The sequence below is a fragment of the Nonomuraea sp. NPDC050202 genome (genome assembly GCF_040656115.1).
Lineage (GTDB): Bacteria > Actinomycetota > Actinomycetes > Streptosporangiales > Streptosporangiaceae > Nonomuraea.
Genome location: NZ_JBFALF010000033.1, coordinates 69,732 through 87,220 on the forward strand (window position 1 = coordinate 69,732; position 17,489 = coordinate 87,220).

General features: G+C 71.6%; 16 protein-coding genes. 7 read left to right on the forward strand and 9 right to left on the reverse strand.

The window, feature by feature from the left end:
* Positions 1-27 precede the first annotated feature (27 nt).
* On the reverse strand, positions 28-756 hold the full coding sequence (locus AB0I79_RS48555; RefSeq protein ID WP_357888968.1) for a TetR family transcriptional regulator: 729 nt from the start codon (positions 754-756) through the stop codon (positions 28-30).
* A 107-nt stretch (positions 757-863) separates the two neighbouring features.
* Here AB0I79_RS48555 and AB0I79_RS48560 point away from each other — a divergent pair, with 107 nt between their 5' ends.
* The 5 genes from AB0I79_RS48560 to AB0I79_RS48580 are packed head-to-tail and all read left to right on the forward strand — an operon-like array spanning position 864 to position 7,562.
* Positions 864-2,489: an ABC transporter substrate-binding protein gene (locus AB0I79_RS48560; RefSeq protein WP_357888971.1), complete on the forward strand. Its 1,626-nt coding sequence runs from the start codon at positions 864-866 to the stop codon at positions 2,487-2,489.
* Positions 2,486-3,424: an ABC transporter permease gene (locus tag AB0I79_RS48565; RefSeq protein ID WP_357888974.1), complete on the forward strand. Its 939-nt coding sequence runs from the start codon at positions 2,486-2,488 to the stop codon at positions 3,422-3,424. The genes AB0I79_RS48560 and AB0I79_RS48565 overlap by 4 nt, the downstream gene beginning before the upstream one ends.
* Positions 3,417-5,354: a dipeptide/oligopeptide/nickel ABC transporter permease/ATP-binding protein gene (locus tag AB0I79_RS48570; RefSeq protein ID WP_357888977.1), complete on the forward strand. Its 1,938-nt coding sequence runs from the start codon at positions 3,417-3,419 to the stop codon at positions 5,352-5,354. Before AB0I79_RS48565 ends, AB0I79_RS48570 begins: the two co-directional genes overlap by 8 nt.
* The gene (locus AB0I79_RS48575; RefSeq protein WP_357888980.1) at positions 5,344-6,330 is read left to right on the forward strand and encodes an oligopeptide/dipeptide ABC transporter ATP-binding protein; all 987 of its coding nucleotides are present in this window, start codon (positions 5,344-5,346) and stop codon (positions 6,328-6,330) included. Before AB0I79_RS48570 ends, AB0I79_RS48575 begins: the two co-directional genes overlap by 11 nt.
* An 8-nt stretch (positions 6,331-6,338) precedes the next feature.
* The gene (locus AB0I79_RS48580) at positions 6,339-7,562 is read left to right on the forward strand and encodes an acyl-CoA dehydrogenase family protein (protein ID WP_357888983.1); all 1,224 of its coding nucleotides are present in this window, start codon (positions 6,339-6,341) and stop codon (positions 7,560-7,562) included.
* Positions 7,563-7,721: 159 nt separating this feature from the next.
* Here AB0I79_RS48580 and AB0I79_RS48585 read toward each other — a convergent pair whose 3' ends face one another.
* From AB0I79_RS48585 to AB0I79_RS48600, 4 genes are all read right to left on the reverse strand, one after another.
* Complete coding sequence (locus AB0I79_RS48585; RefSeq protein ID WP_357888987.1) at positions 7,722-8,072, reverse strand: transcriptional regulator; 351 nt, start codon at positions 8,070-8,072, stop codon at positions 7,722-7,724.
* Positions 8,069-8,521, reverse strand: a complete 453-nt coding sequence (locus tag AB0I79_RS48590) for a hypothetical protein (protein WP_357888990.1) — start codon at positions 8,519-8,521, stop codon at positions 8,069-8,071. Before AB0I79_RS48590 ends, AB0I79_RS48585 begins: the two co-directional genes overlap by 4 nt.
* Positions 8,522-8,603: 82 nt before the next feature.
* Positions 8,604-9,170 (reverse strand): DUF6879 family protein, encoded by a 567-nt coding sequence (locus AB0I79_RS48595; RefSeq protein WP_357888992.1) that lies wholly within the window; start codon positions 9,168-9,170, stop codon positions 8,604-8,606.
* Between the two features lie 108 nt (positions 9,171-9,278).
* On the reverse strand, positions 9,279-9,866 hold the full coding sequence (locus tag AB0I79_RS48600) for an XRE family transcriptional regulator (RefSeq protein ID WP_357888995.1): 588 nt from the start codon (positions 9,864-9,866) through the stop codon (positions 9,279-9,281).
* Positions 9,867-9,971: 105 nt separating this feature from the next.
* Between AB0I79_RS48600 and AB0I79_RS48605 the strand changes: the two genes are divergently transcribed.
* Both AB0I79_RS48605 and AB0I79_RS48610 read left to right on the forward strand, forming a co-directional pair.
* A complete protein-coding gene (locus AB0I79_RS48605) occupies positions 9,972-10,898 on the forward strand; it encodes an NAD(P)/FAD-dependent oxidoreductase (RefSeq protein WP_357888998.1) in 927 nt (308 codons plus the stop codon).
* Entirely contained in the window at positions 10,895-12,115 is a 1,221-nt protein-coding gene (locus AB0I79_RS48610) for an MFS transporter (protein ID WP_357889001.1), read from the forward strand. Before AB0I79_RS48605 ends, AB0I79_RS48610 begins: the two co-directional genes overlap by 4 nt.
* Here AB0I79_RS48610 and AB0I79_RS48615 read toward each other — a convergent pair.
* The 4 genes from AB0I79_RS48615 to AB0I79_RS48630 form a co-directional block, all read right to left on the reverse strand.
* Positions 12,112-14,214: a transglycosylase domain-containing protein gene (locus AB0I79_RS48615; RefSeq protein WP_357889004.1), complete on the reverse strand. Its 2,103-nt coding sequence runs from the start codon at positions 14,212-14,214 to the stop codon at positions 12,112-12,114. The two genes, AB0I79_RS48610 and AB0I79_RS48615, sit on opposite strands and share 4 nt — an antisense overlap.
* Positions 14,215-14,781: 567 nt before the next feature.
* Positions 14,782-15,762 (reverse strand): hypothetical protein, encoded by a 981-nt coding sequence (locus AB0I79_RS48620; RefSeq protein WP_357889007.1) that lies wholly within the window; start codon positions 15,760-15,762, stop codon positions 14,782-14,784.
* A 101-nt stretch (positions 15,763-15,863) separates the two neighbouring features.
* The gene (locus AB0I79_RS48625) at positions 15,864-16,727 is read right to left on the reverse strand and encodes a polyphosphate polymerase domain-containing protein (protein ID WP_357889010.1); all 864 of its coding nucleotides are present in this window, start codon (positions 16,725-16,727) and stop codon (positions 15,864-15,866) included.
* A gap of 189 nt (positions 16,728-16,916) precedes the next feature.
* Entirely contained in the window at positions 16,917-17,456 is a 540-nt protein-coding gene (locus AB0I79_RS48630) for a DUF4956 domain-containing protein (protein WP_357889133.1), read from the reverse strand.
* Positions 17,457-17,489 lie beyond the last annotated feature (33 nt).

The following is a 17,489-nucleotide window of genomic DNA, read 5'->3' on the forward strand; positions in this document are numbered from 1 at the left end:
GGTCCCTGACGGTCCCCGCCGGCGCGGTCAGGATCGTCCGGGAGGCTCGCTGACCGGATCGCCCGCCCTTCCGGGAGGCTCGCTGACCGGATCGCCCGGCTGTCCGGGAGGCTCGGTGAGCGGCCTGTTCGAGGTCGCCCGCAGCAGCCGCAGCGCGCCGCGTGACAGGGCCGTCAGGATGTCGGCTGCCTCGTCCAGGTCGGGGTAGCGCCCCTCCAGGTGCCCCATGGCCAGCGCGTTGGTGGCCGCGTTGATGCCGTCGGCGATCATCTCCAGCCGCCGCCTGTCGCGCTCGTTGTCGGCCGTGTAGCCGAGGGCGGCCAGGTCGGCGGCGTGGTGCTCGCGGTAGGCCGCCGCCGTCTCCGTGGCGAAGTCGCGCAGCGAGGAGGAGGGGTCGTGCCGCGCCCTGATCTGGATGCGCAGCAGCTCGGGGTGCCGGCAGATCGACTCCAGCGGGATGCGGAACGTCTCGCGGTGCAGGTCGAGGTCGCCGGGGTGCTCCCGGGCCCTGCGCCGCGCCTCGCGCATCGAGGCGCGCAACCGCTCGCCGCCCTCCTCGGCGAGCACCCGCAGCAGCTCCTGCATGTCCTTGAAGTGCACGTAGAAGCTGGACTGCGCGATGCCCGCGGCCTTGGCCACCTTGACCGTGCTCAGCCCCGCCTCGCCCTCCTCGTCGAGGATCGACAGGGCGGCGCGGATGAGCTTGCGCCTGGTCAGATCCTTCGCCTCGCTCCTCGTGAGCGGCGTGCCCGTCATGAGTCCCTCCCCTCCCGTAACGATTGTCTCGCGCCACTTGTGCGGAATTTCACCGATAGTACTATCGGTGAAATTGCTCTCGGGGGATCTGCCGGGAGGAGGCGTGAATGAAACGCTGGAGGACGCCGGCCACGCTGTTGCTGGCCGCGTCGGTGATGCTGGCGTGCAGCGGCCAGCGACCGGTTGAACCGCGGTCCCCGTCCAGCGGGCCGGCCGCGACCGGCCCCGCCCAGGGCGGGCGCCTGGTCTACGCGCTCAGCGCGGACGCCAACGGGTTCAACCCGATCACCGACCAATTCGCGGCGCAGAGCTACAGCATGACCGGCACGATCATCGAGCCGCTGGTGAGCGTGGACGCCAACGGCGACTGGAAGCCGTACCTGGCCGAGTCGCTCACCCCGAACAAGAAGTACGACGAATGGACGATCAAGGTCAGGTCCGGCATCTCGTTCTCCGACGGGATCTCCCTGACCGGTGACATCGTCAAGGCCAACCTGGAAGCCCAGAAGAAGTCCCCGCTGACCGCGGCGACGTTCATCCCGATCAAGTCCTTCGAGCTCACCGGCCCGATGACGGTCAAGGTCAACCTGCACCTGCCGTGGGTGGCCTTCCCCTACTACCTGGCCACGCAGACCGGCATGATCGTCCCGCCGGCCTCGCTCACCGACCCCAGGACGGCCAGCCTCAAGCCGGTCGGCACCGGGCCGTTCGTCTTCAAGGAGTACGTGCCGGACAACCGCATGGTCGTCACCCGCAACCCGCGCTACTGGCGGCAGGGCCTGCCGTACCTGGACGAGATCGAGTTCCGGATCCTGCCCGACACCCAGACCCGCGCCCAGACCCTCGAAGCGGGCGGCGTGGACGCCATCGGCACCTCCCGCGACGAGGACCTGACCAAGTTCGGCGCCATGAAGGACACCTACACCGTGCACCGGGCGCAGGGCATGGCCGTGGCCGAGTACATGTTCCTGCTCAACACCGCCGTGGCCCCGCTCGACGACGTACGGGTGCGCCGGGCCATGGCCCACGCCATGGACCGCGAGACGGTCATCAAGACCCTGCGCGGCGGCATGACCGAACCCGCCGACGGCCCCTGGTCCAAGGACTCCCCGTGGTACGCCCCCGGCGGCTACCCCGCCTACGACCTGGCCAAGGCCACCGCCCTGGTCAAGGAGGTCGAGGCGGAGAAGGGCCCGATCAGCTTCGAGCTGATCTCCACCCCCGACCCGAACACCATGCAGGGCGTCGAGCTGGCCCAGGACATGTGGCGCAAGGCCGGCATCGAGGTGTCGATCAAGCAGGCCGACCAGGCCGACCTGATCAACCGCGCCATCACCGGCCAATTCTCGGCCACCGTGTGGACCCAGTTCTCCGCCCAGGACCCCGACGGCGAGTACGTCTGGATGCACCAGTCCTACGCCAAGCCCGTCGGCTCCATCTCGCTCAACATGACCAGGCTCAAGGACGACAAGCTGAGCTCCGCCCTGGACGCGGGCCGGATGAGCCCGGACGAGGCCACGCGCAAGCAGGCGTACGCGACCGTGCAGCAGCGGCTGCGCGACCAGGTGCCCTACGTGTTCATCGACCACCTCAACACCGGCGCGATCATCGCCAGGACCAAGGTGCGCGGCATCGGCGAGCACGTGCTGCCCGACGGCGAGAAGGGGCTCCCGCTGACCGGCTCGCCCATCCCGTACCACCCGTTCGGCCAGCTCTGGGTCAGCGAGCGGTGATCGTCCTCCACCGGCTGGTCCGGCTCCTGGTGGTGCTGGTCGTGGTGACCTTCCTGTCGTTCGTCCTGCTCAACCTGCTGCCCGGTGACCCGGTCACGCAGATCCTGGGCCTGTCGGCGACCGAGGAGTCCCGCGCGCAGCTCCGCCAGGAGCTCGGGCTCGACCAGCCGCTGCTGGTGCGCTACCTCGACTGGCTCGGCGGCCTGGCCGCCGGCGACTTCGGCACCTCCTACATCACCCGGATGCCCGTCGGCGCCGAGCTGGCCGAGCGGCTGCCCGTCACGCTGGAGCTGCTGGTCGCCGCGCAGATCGTGGCGCTGGGCCTGGCGGTCCCGGTGGGCGTGGCCGCGGCCCGCCGCGCCGGGCGCGCCCTGGACCAGATGCTCACCGCGCTCAGCTTCGCGCTGCTGTCCACGCCCGTGTTCGTGCTCGGGGTGCTGCTGATCCTGCTGTTCGCGGTCACCTGGCAGGTGCTGCCCGCGACCGGCTGGACGTCCCTCTCGGTCGACGTGGGCTGGAACCTCACCTCCGTGGTGCTGCCCGCGATCACGCTGGGCTGCGGGCAGTTCGCCGTGTACGCGCGGCTGCTGCGCGCCGACCTGATCGCCACCCTCCAGGAGGACTACATCACGCTGGCGCGCGCCCGCGGCCTGTCACCGCGCCGCATCCTGTGGCGGCACGCGCTGCGCCCCTCCGCGATCACCCTGATCACCGCCATCGGCCTCAACCTGGGCGCGCTCATCGGCGGCACCGTGATCATCGAGACCCTGTTCGGCCTGCCCGGCGTCGGGCGGCTCATCGTCGACTCCATCTTTTCCCGCGACTACCTGACGGTGCAGGGAGGCGTCGTGCTGATCTCGGTCGGCTACGTGATCGTCAACTTCGCGGTGGACCTGGTGTACGCCGCCGTCGACCCGAGGATCCGTCGTGCGTAGGCGGCTGGGTCTCGGGGTCTGGCTGGCCGCCGGCTGGATCGGGCTGGTGCTGCTCGCCGCCCTGCTGGCCGACTTCCTGCCGTTCGCCCGCTACGACGAGACGCTCGCCGGGCCGCCGCAGTCGGGGCCCAGCGCCGCGCACCCCTTCGGCACCGACGGGCTCGGCCGCGACGTGCTCAGCCGGGTCGTGTACGGCGCCCGCGTCTCGCTCGGCGTCGGCATCGGCGCCGTGCTCCTCGGCCTGGGCATCGGCGCCCCGCTCGGCATCCTGGCCGGCTACCGGCGGCGGGCCGCGGACGCGGTCATCATGGCGGTCAACGACGTGGCGCAGGCGTTCCCCGCGCTGGTGTTCGCGCTGGCCGTGGTGGCCTTCGCCGGGGCGAACCTGCGCAACGTGCTGATCGTCCTCGGCGTGCTCGGCGTGCCCTCCTGGGTCCGCCTCATCAGGGGCGCCACCCTCACCTTCGCCGAGCGCGAGTTCGTGCTGGCCGCGCGCGTGCTCGGCACCCGCGACCGGCGCATCCTGTGGCGGGAGATCATGCCGAACGTGGCTGTCCCCGCCGCTTCGTACGCCTTCATCGGGATGGCCGTGGTCGTGGTCGCGGAGGGCAGCCTGGCCTTCCTCGGCCTGTCCGTCCAGGCGCCCACCCCCACCTGGGGCGGGCTGATCAACGAGGGCCGCACGCTCATGGAGACCGCGCCGCACGTCGTGCTGGCCCCCTCGATCGTCATGTTCCTGACCGTGCTCTCGTTCAACCTGGTGGGCGACCGGTTGCGGGCGATGACCGACGTGCGCGAGATCGGCCTGGAGCCGGTACGCCAGGCCGCCGCCACCACGATGCCGACCGCCGCCCACGCCATCCGCGACACCCTGCTGCAGGCCGAGGAGCTGCGCACGCACTTCGTCACGCCGCGCGGCGTCGTCAGGGCCGTGGACGGCGTCTCCTTCACTCTCGACCGGGGCCGCACCCTGGCCATCGTCGGCGAGTCGGGGTCGGGCAAGTCCATGCTGATCCGCTCCATCCTCGGCCTGCTGCCCGGCACCTCGGTCCGCGGCGGCCACGTGTACCTGTCGGGCGACGACCTGACCACCTACAGCCCCGCCGAGATGCGTGCCGTGCTCGGCCGGCGGCTCGGCACCGTCTTCCAGGACCCGATGACCGCGCTGAACCCCGTCCGCACGATCGGCACCCAGGTGATGGAGCCGCTGCGGGTGCACCTGCGCATGAGCCGCAAGCAGGCCCGCGCCGAGGCCGCCGCCCTGCTCGCCTCCGTCGGCATCCCCGACCCCGCACGCACGCTGCGCCGCTACCCGCACCAGCTCTCCGGCGGGATGCGGCAGCGGGTGACGATCGCGATGGCCCTGTCGTGCCGGCCCGACGTGCTGTTCGCCGACGAGCCCACCACCGCGCTCGACGTGACCATCCAGGACCAGGTGCTGCGGCTGCTGCACCGGCTGCGCGAGGAGCGCGACATGGCCGTGGTGCTGGTCAGCCACGACCTGTCGGTGGTCGCCCAGTGGGCGGACGAGGTGATCGTCATGTACGCCGGGAAGGTGGTGGAGCGGGGGCCGGCCGGGGAGGTGTTCGCGCGGCCGCGGATGCCGTACACCGAGTCGCTGCTCCAGGCCGCGCCCCGGCTCACCGACCCGGTGCACCACCGGCTGCGCGTCATCCCCGGCCGGCCGCCGGACCTGGCGCACCTGCCCGCGGGGTGCGCGTTCCGGGCGCGGTGCCCGTACGCGCAGGAGCGGTGCGAGCTGGAGGCGCCGCCCCTGTTCGAGGACGGCCCGCACCACCACCGGTACGCCTGCTGGTACCCGCGCGAGGGCACCGCTCCCGAGCCGGAGCGCGCCGGAGCCGAGAACCCGCCCGCCGGCCTCGGGACCGCCATCACCCCGCCGTCAGGAGTTGAGAGCCGTGGCCGGTAGCGGAAACGCGCACCTGCGCCCCCGTGACGAGGTGCTGCTGCGGGTGGAGGATCTGGTCGTGGAGTTCCCCGCGGGGCGCGGCCGCACCGTGAGTGCGGTCGCTGGAGTGAGCTTCGACCTGGCGCGCGGCGAGACGCTCGGCATCGTCGGCGAGTCGGGCTGCGGCAAGTCCAGCGCCGCCCGCGCGCTCGTCCAGCTCCCGCCGCCCCGCTCGGGCTCGGTCCGGCTGGACGGCCTGGAGCTGACCGCCCTGCGCGGCGAGGCCCTGCGGATGACCCGCCGGCGCCTCCAGATGATCTTCCAGGACCCCATCTCCTCGCTCAACCCCCGCCGCCGTGTCCGCGACATCGTCGGCGAGGGCCCTCGCGTGTGGCACCTCCCGGGCGACCGCGTGGACGAGGTCCTGGAGGCGGTCGGCCTCGACCCGGAGACGGCGGCCGAGCGCCGGCCGCACGAGTTCTCCGGCGGGCAGTGCCAGCGCATCTCCATCGCCAGGGCCCTGATCCTCGACCCGGAGGTGGTGATCTGCGACGAGCCGGTGTCGGCGCTGGACGTCTCGGTGCAGGCCCAGATCCTCGGCCTGCTGGAGGACCTCAAGGCCCGCTACCGGCTCACCCTCGTCTTCATCGCCCACGACCTGGCCGTGGTGAAGAACGTCAGCGACCGCATCATGGTGATGTACCTGGGCAAGGTGTGCGAGCTGGCGCCGAGCGCCGACCTGATCAGCCGCCCGGCGCACCCGTACACCCGGGCCCTGATCGCCTCCATCCCGGGCGGCGGCCTCGACCTGCCGCCCGCCGACACGTTGATCAGCGGCGAACCCCCGTCGCCCGTCGACCCGCCCTCCGGGTGCCGCTTCCGTACGCGGTGCCCGCGCGCGGCGGCGAGATGCGCGGAGGAGGAGCCACGGATCAGGCAGATCGGCGACGACCACTGGCTCGCCTGTCACTACCCCGCCCTACCTGTCAAGGAGTAATGAACGACATGGCCATCGATTTCACCCTCGCCCCCGAGCACGAGGAGATCCGCAAGCGGGTCCGCGCCTTCATCCAGGGCACGGTCATGCCCGCCATGGAGGATCTGAAGGAGGGCGACCGCGACGAGTACCTCCGCACGATCTTCCACCTCCGTTCCCTGGCCAAGGCGGAGGGCCTGTGGCTGCCCCACATGCCGAAGGAGTGGGGTGGCATGGGCCTGGGCCATGTGGAGCTGGCGATGGTGCAGTCGGAGGCGGCCAAGACCCGCATCGGGCCGTGGGTGCTCAACTGCCAGGCCCCGGACGAGGGCAACATGCACACCCTCCTGCACTGGGCCACCGACGAGCAGAAGGAGAAGTACCTGCGCCCGCTGCTCGACGGCGTGAAGATGTCCTGCTTCGCCATGACCGAGCCGGAGGTGGCCGGATCGGACCCCACGCTGATCCGCACGCACGCCGTCCAGGACGGCGACGAGTGGGTCATCAACGGCCACAAGTGGTTCATCTCCAACGCCCGCCGGGCCAACTTCGCCATCCTCGTCGCCAGGACCGAGCAGGACGTGCCGGAGGGCTCGCGCGGCGCCAACACCGCCTTCCTCGTGGACCTGCCCAACCCGGGCTGGAACGACGTGCGCGAGGTGGAGACCATGCACGGCTCCACCGGCCACAGCGAGATCGTCATCAAGGACCTGCGCGTGCCCGGCAGCGCGATCCTCGGCGGCCGCGGCAACGGTCACCGGCTGGGCCAGTACCGCCTCGGCCCGGCCCGTCTGGCCCACTGCATGCGCTGGATCTCGCAGGCGGAGACGGCGCTGGACATGATGGTCGACCGTGCGCTCAAGCGTTACAGCCACGGCTCCCTGCTGGCCGAGAAGCAGGGCATCCAGTGGCTGATCGCCGACTCGGCCATGGAGCTGTACCAGTGCAAGCTGATGGTCCTGCACGCCGCCAGCAAGATCGACAAGGGCGAGGACTTCCGTACGGAGGTGTCGATGGCCAAGCACTTCGTGGCCAACAGCCTCAACCGGATCATCGACCGCGCGATCCAGGTGCACGGCGCCCTCGGCTACTCGACGGACACACCGCTGGCGAACATGTTCCAGCACGCCCGCTGGGCCCGCTTCGCGGACGGCGCCGACGAGATCCACCAGATGCGCATCGCCGAGCGCACCATCGCCGCCTACCAGGCGACCGGCTCCACCAGCTCCGCCACCGGCGGCCTGCCCATCTGACCACCGGAACCCTGCCATGCCCGGGGGCGGCTCGGCCGCCCCTGGCACGGCCGCCCCGGCGCGGGCAGTTCGGCGCGGGCAGTTCGGCGCGGGCAGTTCGGCGCGGGCAGTTCGGCCGCCGCCGGCGCCGGTGCAGGCCGCGCTGCGCCGCCTACGCGCCTACGCGCCGACCGTACTGCCGTCGCCCTGCTGGGCCCCTTGCCGAAGGCCCGGCGTGGAGGCGCGGTCGACGAGTTGCCGCAGGGCGGCGACATGGCCGTCGAAGGCCGCCCGGCCAAGCGGCGTCAGCATGACCAGGGTGCGGCGCCGGCGGCCGGCGCCCTCCTTGCGGACCTCGGCGTACCCGGCCTCGGCGAGGGTCGAGACCTGCTTGGACAGCGCCGAGTCGGTGAGCTCGAGGCTCTCCTTGAGGAAGCTGAACTCGGCCCACTGCGCCGCCGCGAGGAGCGCCACCAGCCCCAGCCGGGTGGGCGGATGGATCAGCTCGTCGAAGCCCGCCGGGACCGTCATGCCGCCGCCCGTCGCACCAACGCCCGGTACAGCGGCTCGCCGGCCACGACGAGGACGACGAGCAGCACGCCGATCAGGGTGTTACGCAACGGCAGGTCGCTCCGGCCGACCAGCCACATCCCGGCGAGGGTGAGGGCACCGGCGGCGAGCGCGCACCCCCCGAGCACGGCCCAGAACCGGCCGGTCAGCTGCGACGGGTGCATGACCGCCCTGCTGTGCCGGCCGGCACGGGTGAAGCAGACCAGGGCGGCGACCATGGCGACGCCGAGCAGGCCCAGCGACAGGCCCGAGGCCACGGGAAGGTCGAGTGCCCCGAATCCGGCGATCATCGCGATCATGCCGGCGGCGTCCCAGCCGCGGTGCCGGCCGCGGGACGCGCCGTCGATGACCTGGCTGCGACGCTTGGCGATCTCCGCGAGCCGGGCCTGTGCGTCATCGGTGTGGTTCACGCTGATCCTCCACGTTTTGACTTTCCTACCAGGAAAGCTAACACTCCACTTTCCCGCCAGGCAAGTCAAAGCGTGGCCCTCGTCAGACGGACACCCGGGGGGCGGGCAGCGGCAAGATCTCGCGCTCGTAATAGGGCCGGAACTCCTCCCCCCGCTCGAACAGCTTGTCCAGCTCCCCCTGGCAGGCCGCGATCACTTCCCGGTCGTCGATCCGCCGTGCCCCGCTGTGCGTCCCCGACTCGTCGTACGTCACCTCGTACATCGCCACCGTCCCGAGCACGACCAGCTCCGGCAACCGCCGCCCGACCTCGATCTCGGCCACTTCCCCCGAGTCGAGCACCCGCACCTGCTCGACGGCGGCGTCCCGCACCGCCAGCAGGTGCATCTCCCACTGCAGGTACGGCGTGACCGGCTGCTCGACGATCCTGATCCGCCGCCGCCGGAACCGTTTGGCCGGGCGTTCGCGCCCCCTGGCCGCCCCGGCCCCGTCGTCGAGCAGCTTGAGCGATCGGTCCCAGTCGCCCTCCACCATCGCGACCCAGCTCGGCCGGCCCCGGAAGCTCTGCCGCCGTTCGAGCTTCCAGAACACGTCATCGATCTGATGGAAATTCGGCCAGAAGTCGTCGAGATACTCATCCGCACTCAGCATGACGCCCGGTATCTCATGAATGCGTTCAAGCACAATCCCTGCCTATCACCAGGAAGTCCCTGAGTCGATTTTCCCCAGGTCAGCACGGGCGATTCTGCTCTGATCCCATCATTTCCCCGCACGCGGGCGAGGCTTGGCCCGTACGTGCACGCGCTCCCCCTGGCGGCCGAAGAGATTGAGCACCTCCACCGGAGAGTTCCCGGCGGGGCCGAACCAGTGCGGCAGGCGGGTGTCGAATTCCGCGGCCTCGCCCGGCCCCAGGACCAGGTCGTGGTCCGCCACGACGAGCCGTACGCGGCCCGAGAGCACGTACATCCACTCGTAGCCCTCGTGCGTGATCGGCCGAGGCTGGTTCTGCTCGGCGGGAATGATCGACTTCCACGCCTGCAGTGGCCCCGGCTGGGTGGTCAGGGGGATCACGGTCCGGCCGTTGCGGACCAGGGGCTTGCAGCGGACGCGCGGGTCGCCGACGTCCGGCGCGCCGACCAGCTCGTCGAGCGGCACCTGGTGCGCCTGCGCGATCGGCAGGAGGAGCTCCAGGCTGGGGCGGCGCTGGCCCGACTCCAGCCGCGAGAGCGTGCTCTTGGAGATGCCGGTGGCCTCGGACAGCGCCGACAGGCTCACCTCACGCTGCGTACGGATGCGCCTGAGCCGCGGGCCGACCTGGGCCAGCGTCTCCTCCAGCGTGGTGCTCATGACCGTCAGATCCTTTCTACTGTTGCGGAAATGGCAACGATAGTTGTCATTCAAGCACCCGCGACCGCACCATCGGCGCCGGAGGTGATCGCTGTGGACAAGGCGATGAACAGGCATGATGTGGTGATCGTGGGTGCCGGGGCGGCCGGGCTGAACGCCGCCCTGCTCCTGGGACGCGCGCGGCGCAGGGTCGTTGTGATCGACGCCGGGGAGCCGCGCAACGCGCCGGCCCGGCACATGCACGGCTTCCTGTCCCGCGACGGGCTGCCCCCGTCCGAGCTGCTGGAGCTCGGACGCGCCGAGATCGCCCGGTACGGCGTGCGGCTCGTCCGGAGCCGGGTCGAGCGGATCGACCACGGTTTCACCGTCCGGCTCGCGGACGGCCAGGTGCTCGACGCCCGCCGCATCCTGGTGGCGACCGGCCTGCGCGACGAGCTGCCCGGCATCCCCGGGATCCGCGAGCGGTGGGGCCAGGACGTGCTGCACTGCCCCTACTGCCACGGCTACGAGGTACGCGACCAGCCCCTCGCCGTGCTCGGCACGCACCCGGGAGCGGTGCACCAGGCCCTGCTGCTGCGCCAGTGGAGCGACGACGTGCTGTTCCTGCGGCACACGCTGGACCTGGCGGCGGAGGACCGGGAACGCCTGGAGTGCCACGGCGTACGCGTCGTCGAGGGCACGATCGCCCGCCTCGCCGTCGAGGACGACCGGCTGCGCGGCATCGAGCTCGCCGACGGCCGCGCCATCCCCCGCGCCGCCGTCTTCCTCTTCCCGCGCATGGTGCCGCAGGACGAGCTGCTGACCGGCCTGGGCTGTGCCAGGGACGACAGCGGCTGGACCGTCACCGACCGCACCGGCCGTACCAGCGTGTCCGGCGTCTGGGCGGCCGGCAACGTCGTCGACCCGCGCGCCCAGGTCGTCACCGCGGCGGGGATGGGGTCGGCCGCCGCCTTCGCCATCAACGGCGACCTGACGGAGGAGGACGTGCGGCGTTCCGTCGAGCGACGCGTCCTGGACGGTGAGAGCCGATGAGCGCCGGCACCGTACGGGTCGCGCGGCGGGGCAGGCTGCCCCTGGGGGTCTACCTGCTGTCGCTGAGCCTGTTCGCGATGGGCAGCGCGGAGTTCCTGCTCGCCGGCGTGCTGCCGGCCATCGCCGGCGACCTGCGGATCACGCTGTCCTCCGCCGGGGCGCTGATCTCGGCGTTCGCCGCCGCCGTGGTCGTCGGCGGCCCGCCCCTGGCCATCGCGACGCTCCGCTGGCCGCGGCGGGCGACGCTGGTGGCCACGCAGGCGGCCTTCGCCGCGTGCGTGGTGGCCGGCGTCCTGACCGACAGCTACGCGGTGCTGCTGGTGACCCGCTTCCTGTCCGGCCTCGCCTACGCGGGGTTCTGGGCGGTCGCGGCGGTCACCGCGATCAGCCTGGTCCCGCCCGGCCGCGCGGCGCGCGCCTCGGGCGTCGTCGTCAGCGGCCTCAGCCTCGCGATGGTGGCCGGCGGCCCGGCCGGCACGCTGATCAGCTACTTCACCGGATGGCGTGGCGGCTTCTGGGCCGTGGCCGCCCTCACCGTCGCCGGCGCGCTCCTGACGTTCGTGGCGCTGCCCGCCTCCCGCGCGCGCGGCGGCGCCGGCATCCGGGACGAGCTGCGCACCATGCGGCGTCCCCAGCTGTGGATCGTGTACGCCGCCACCCTCCTCAGCACCGCCGCCTACATGATCACCTTCAACTACCTGGCCGCGCTCCTCACCGACGTCACCCGCATGCCCGGGGTCTGGATCCCCGCGGTCCTGACGCTGTTCGGCGCCGGCGCCTTCATCGGGCTGTCCATCGGAGGCAGGATCGCCGACCGGCTGCCCACCCACGCGCTCCTGGCCGGCGCCCTGGGGATCCTGGCCGGCTCCGTGCTGCTCGGGGCCTTCGCCCGGCACGCGGTGGCCGTCGTCCCCCTCGTGCTGCTGCTGGGTGTCGCCGGATTCGTGCTGAATCCGGCGATCTACGGGCGGGTGTTCGCCATCGCGGGCCAGGCGCCCACGCTGGCCGGCGCCACCACCGTCTCCGCCTTCCAGCTCGGCATCAGCCTCGTCCCCGCCTTCGCCGCCCTCGTGCTCGACGCCGGCGCCAGTGGCGACGGGATGGGCGGGGTCGGCGCGGGCGGGGTCGGCGCCATCCCGTGGCTGGGCGCGGGCCTGGCGGCCCTCACGACAGTGCCCGTCCTGCTCGACCGCATGATGTCGCGCCGGCGAGCCTAGCCGTCCCCGAAGGGCTGGGTGCCCTCGTCGATGGTGGTGCTGTCATCGGGATCGCCGCCGTCGTCCGCCGTCTCGTCGCCACCGTCCCCTGGCGGGTCGTCGCCCGCGTCGCCGTCGTCCGGGCCGGCGCAGGCGGGGTCGGCGGCGCAGGCCGGGTCGTCGCCGACGTCCTCGGACGGGTCCCGCGTCGGCTTCGGCGTCGGCTTCCGCACCAGGTCGTGCGGCCTGCCGCCGAAGACGGGCGCGGGGAAGGGCTCGACCGGCTTGTTCGCCATCGCGATCGCCATGAAGTCACGCCAGATCCTGGTGGGCGTGCCCGCGCCCTGGATGTCGCCGAGCGAGACCTCCTTCCGCAGGGCGTGGCCGTTGGCGTCCTTGACGACCTTCCGCGTCTTCGGGTCGATCCGCGGAACCTCCTTGTACATCCCGACGGCCGACGAGAGCCGCGGGGTGTAGCCGACGAACCAGGCCTCCTTGTTCTCGTTGTTGGTGCCGGTCTTGCCGGCGATCGGGTGCCCGCCGGGCAGCGCGGTGCCCCTGGCGGTGCCGTACTTGACCACCTGCTGCATCGCGTAGGTGGCGTCGGCGGCGGTGTCCGGGCTGATGACCGTCCTGGACCGGCCCGTCTCCTTCATGACGGTCTTCCCCGTGTACGCCTTGACCGACAGGACCACGTGCGCGTCGCGGTGGACGCCGCCGTTGGCGAAGATGCCGTACCCGGTGGCCTGCTCGACCGGGGTGACCAGGCCGGCTCCGATGGACATGCCGTACGCGTGATCCTCGATGGCCCGCTCCAGGTCGTCCTTGTCGATCCCGGCACCCTCGGCGATCCTCGCGACCTCCTGCAGGCCGACCTCCTGCGCCATCGTGGCGAACGCCGTGTTCACCGACTCGGCGGTGGCCCGGTCGATCTGCACGGCCGCGCCCACGTCGTGCGAGTTGCCGATCGGCTTGGTGCCCGGCAGCGTGACCGGCCCGTCGCCGGACACGTAGCTCCTGAGGCTGTACCCCTTCTCCAGCCAGGCGGCCAGCACGTACGGCTTGAAGGCCGACGCCGCCTGCTTGTTGGCGTCGAAGGCGTTGTTGGTGAAGCTCTTCAGGTAGTCGTGGCCGCTGTAGAACGCGAGCACCTGGCCGTTGCGCGGGTCCACGGCGGCCAGGTTCGCGTGGACGTGCTTGTCGCCGACGGCGGCGAGATGGCTCTCCACCGTCTTCCTCGCGGCCGCCATCAGCTTCTTGTCGAACGTCGTCGTGACGCGGTAACCCTCCTTGCGCAGGCGCTCCCTGCTGATCCCCCGCTTGTCCAGCTCGCGCTGCACGATGTCGACCATGTAGCCGTTGGCGCCCTTGAGGGTCTCCTTCTTGTCCAGCGGGGCGAGCTTGGGGAACCTCGCCGTCCTGGGCAGTTGCCCGTACTTCGCCGGGTCGACGATCGCCATGCCGCGGACGGCGTAGTCGAACCGCTCCCGGGTCGGCGCCCAGTTCTTCTCCGCCTCCGCCTTGTCGAACCTGTCCGGGCTCTGGATCCGGCCTGCCAGGTACGCGCCCTCGGCGAGGGTCAGCTCGTCCACGTCCTTGTCGAAGTACGCCTGGGCGGCGGCCTGGATGCCGTCCGCGCCGCGGCCGAAGTAGATCGTGTTGAGGTAGATGGCCATGATCTCGTCCTTGGACATCTCCTTGCCGGCGCGGATCGACACGAAGATCTCCAAGACCTTGCGCTTGAGCGTCCGCTCCTGGCTCAGGCCGTCGTAGTAGGCCCGCGCCATCTCCTGCGTGATCGTCGAACCGCCCTGGACCTGCTGGCCGCTCACCGTGCTCCACACCGCACGCATGATGCCCGACACCGAGATGCCCGGGTCGGTGCGGAACGTGCGGTTCTCGACGGCGATGAAGGCGTCCTGGACGTGCAGCGGGATCTTGGAGATGGGGACGATCTCGCGCTTGGTGCCGAGTCTGGCGATCTCGGTCTTGCCGTCCCGGTAGTAGATGATGCTGCCCTGCTCGGTGGCCTGCTGCTGGGTCTGCGTGGGCAACGGGGTGTTGGCGTACGCCACCATGATCATGCCGAAGAGGCCGGCCACCAGGACCGTGCAGCCCACGAGCACCATCTTCCAGCTCGGGACATAGCGCTTCCATCCGGTACGGCGAGACCGCCCACCGCCACCCCCGTCCGACCGCCCGCGCCCGCCACCGGGAGCGTTCCCGCCGGCATCCCCGGACACTTCGGCGCCGTTGGCCGGCCCCGTAGGCGTCACGCCCGCAACACCATGAGCGCCGCGGGACGAGTCGCGGCCCGGCATGCCCTCCCGGGACGAGTCGCGGCCCGGCATGCCCTCCCGGGACGAGCCACGGTCCGGCATGCCCTCCCGGGACGCGCGGCGACGCCTGCCTGGACGGGCCGGCGCACCGGACCGCCCCTCGGCGCTCTGGCTGCGGCCGGCCGGCTCCGGCCCGAAGCTGCTGTCACTCACGGCCCGGTCACCCGTTGCCACTCGTGCGACGGTTTCTCGGCGAGCATCGCCAGCACTGCGCTTACACCCTCCCCTAACGGTTAGCCTATAGATAGCGGTTAGCCATAAGGGTGTCAATCGCCCCACCGTCGCGAAGGGCCCTGGCGGCTCGGGCTTCGCGGCACCGCCGGCCCGCCGGATTCGCGGCGAAACGCCCTAGGACCAGGAAACTTCCTCCAGCTCCCCCAAGTCCCGCAGCCCGATCCGCCCCTCCTCCACCAGCACCGCGATCATCGCCAGCCCCTCGTCGAGGGTCACATGCCGCCCGTGGGAGCACCCGGCCGCCGCATCCGGCGTCTCCGCCCAGAGCCGGGTCCCGCCCTCCCACGCGAACTGCAGGACACTCCCCGACGCCCCCTCGTAGGAGGCGAAGGTGCCATCACGCGGAGTCAGCCGGAGCAGCAGATCCCGGCTCTCCTGCGCCGACATGACGACCGGCTCGTCCCCAGCGGCCCAGGAGGGGTCGCAGAAGGTGACCAGCAGCCCCGGCCCGGGCTCGCCGCCGCCGGCCGTTCCCGGATGTTGCGCCAACCACCCGAAGCGCCGCCGCTGCCAGTTCACCCGGACGTGGATCCGCTGCCCGTCGTCCCCGCTCCACTCGACGTGCAGCCCCCGGCGCCGCAGCACCTCGGCGATCTCCACCCCGATCCCACCGCCCGGACCACGCTTTCTCCCCCCACCGAGCTCGCTGGGCCCGAACGCGAGATGGATGCCGCCACCCGCCACAGCCCTCTCGACGTCCTGCTCGTGGTAGAAGACGTAGCCCCGCACCCCGGAAAGCCCGCTGATCTCCCTGCCGATCTCGGCGATCCCGCAGCTCATGCAGCAGGTGTGGTGCTCCCTGGCCAGGATCCCCGCCATCGCGAGCTCTCCCATGGCCAGGCTCAACCGATCGTTGTCCGTGACAGCGGGCCAGCCGGCCTGGGCGGCGAGATGCCCGGCGAACTCCTCGGCCACGACGCCCCTGATCGCCTCGTCCAGCAGGTCCTGGTCCTCGACCTCGTCCATCCAGGTCTCGATCACGCCTCGGACCACCCGCTCGAAGTCGTGACGCCCGGCGGCCACGGCGGTGCGGACCTCCTCCGCGATCTCGTCCCGGACGGACTCATCGATCAGCTGCCATCTGGCGACGTCCATGGCCGATCACTATGCCAGCCGCCTCGACGTTCCGCCGCCGCTCCGAGGAGGCGACCTCCCGCCCCCGGCCGCAGCCGAGGCGAGACCCTGCTGAAGGCCCGTCAGGACTCTGCCGACGGCCCGGACCAGGAGCCCGCCGAGGCCCCGTGCGACGACCTGGACGAGTGCCCCCGGGCGGCCGGGCGCCGAGGACCAGGCCGATGCACGAAGTAGCGCTGCAACACCGGATGCCACCGGTTGGCGGGCAGCTCCCGGAGCGCGGCGACCGCGAGGCAGTACTTGCTCACAGTCACCGGCCGCACCCCCAACCCCCGCAGCACCTTGTCGATCAGCGCCTTCCCGTCCACCGACTTCGACTCCAGCAGCACCAGGTCACCACGCGCCGGACTGCTGCGCTGCCCGTCACGGCACACCAGCCCCGTGTCGCAGGTCAGCCGTGCCGTGCCGGAGCGGTCGATGAGCGTCACCCGCTTGTAGTCGGTGGCCAGCACCGGCTCCAGCGTCTCGGGCGCGATCAGGCGCAGCTCGCTGAGCAGCGTGTCATGGACGAACTCCAGCGCCTGATTCGTGAGCGTGTGGCTCGGCACCCCGTCGTAGGGGATGCGGTGCTTGTCGGTGCTGCCCCGCGCGCCGCTGAGCTTGAGCTCCAGCCACTGGCCGCCCCCGTCGAGATAGGTACGCGTGCGGAGCTTGAACCTGCGCCGCCGATCCTGCCGATGCTGGTGGTAGGTGAGCAGGCCGGGGGTGTCGAAGTAGGTGGAGGTGTAACGGAACTGCCGCCGCCCCTCGATCCGCAACGCGAGGAAGCGGTCGCCCAGCTCCGCCGCGAGCCGCGCCATGGTGGAGGCGGTGACGATGTACTTGCAGTCGACCCGGCTCATCAGCTCCGGCACCTCCTCCAGCCCGACCGCCGGCATCGTGGCGGCTACCCCCGCGAGCAACGCATCCGCGTACGGCTCAGCCATGCGCACCCCTCCCCGTCCATCCGCCCGCCGCCGGCGGGAACCACGTGCGCGCGCCCGCCCTGGATCGCGTCGCCACGTCCGCGGAGCCGCCGCCCACCTCCGCCGATCCCCGCGCGCTCCCGCCGTCCTCGCCCAGGTGACTGCAGGCGTGTCCGGCCGGGGGATCGACAACCCGTCCCGGCTCCCGCGTCACCGCACACCGACCCTCGCGTTGGGGGCCATGAACCGCACGTCCACCACCGTCACGTCCCGCACGTAGTCCACCTGCGTGACCTCGCACTGCAGCACCCGCGCCCGCAACCGGCTCTCCAGATCCACCCGCAACGCCTCGGGGTCGGCGTGCACCACGTCCAGCGTCACGACCTGGTGGCGGGTCCGCCCGAGGAGGCCGGGGTGGTCGGCGATGTACATCACCGCCAGCAGCACCCCGTTCAGCAGGAGCGCCGTCAGCGGCCACGCGCCGGCGATGCCGTTGACCAGGCCCAGCACGATCGCGACGAAGTAGTAGGCGATCTCCTGCTGCGTGATCTCGCTCGATCGCAGCCGGATGATGGACAGCACGCCGAACAGCCCGAAACCGACGGCGATGTCGACCCGCTGGACCAGCAGCAGCGACACGACCGCGAAGATGCCCACGTTCAGCGCGATGTAGGCGAACAGCAGGTCGCGCCGATGGTGGCGGCGGAAGTAGAGGCCGTAGGCGAGCAGCACGATCGCCCCGAGGTCCATCGCCAGTCCTGTTATCACAACCGCTCCTTCCGC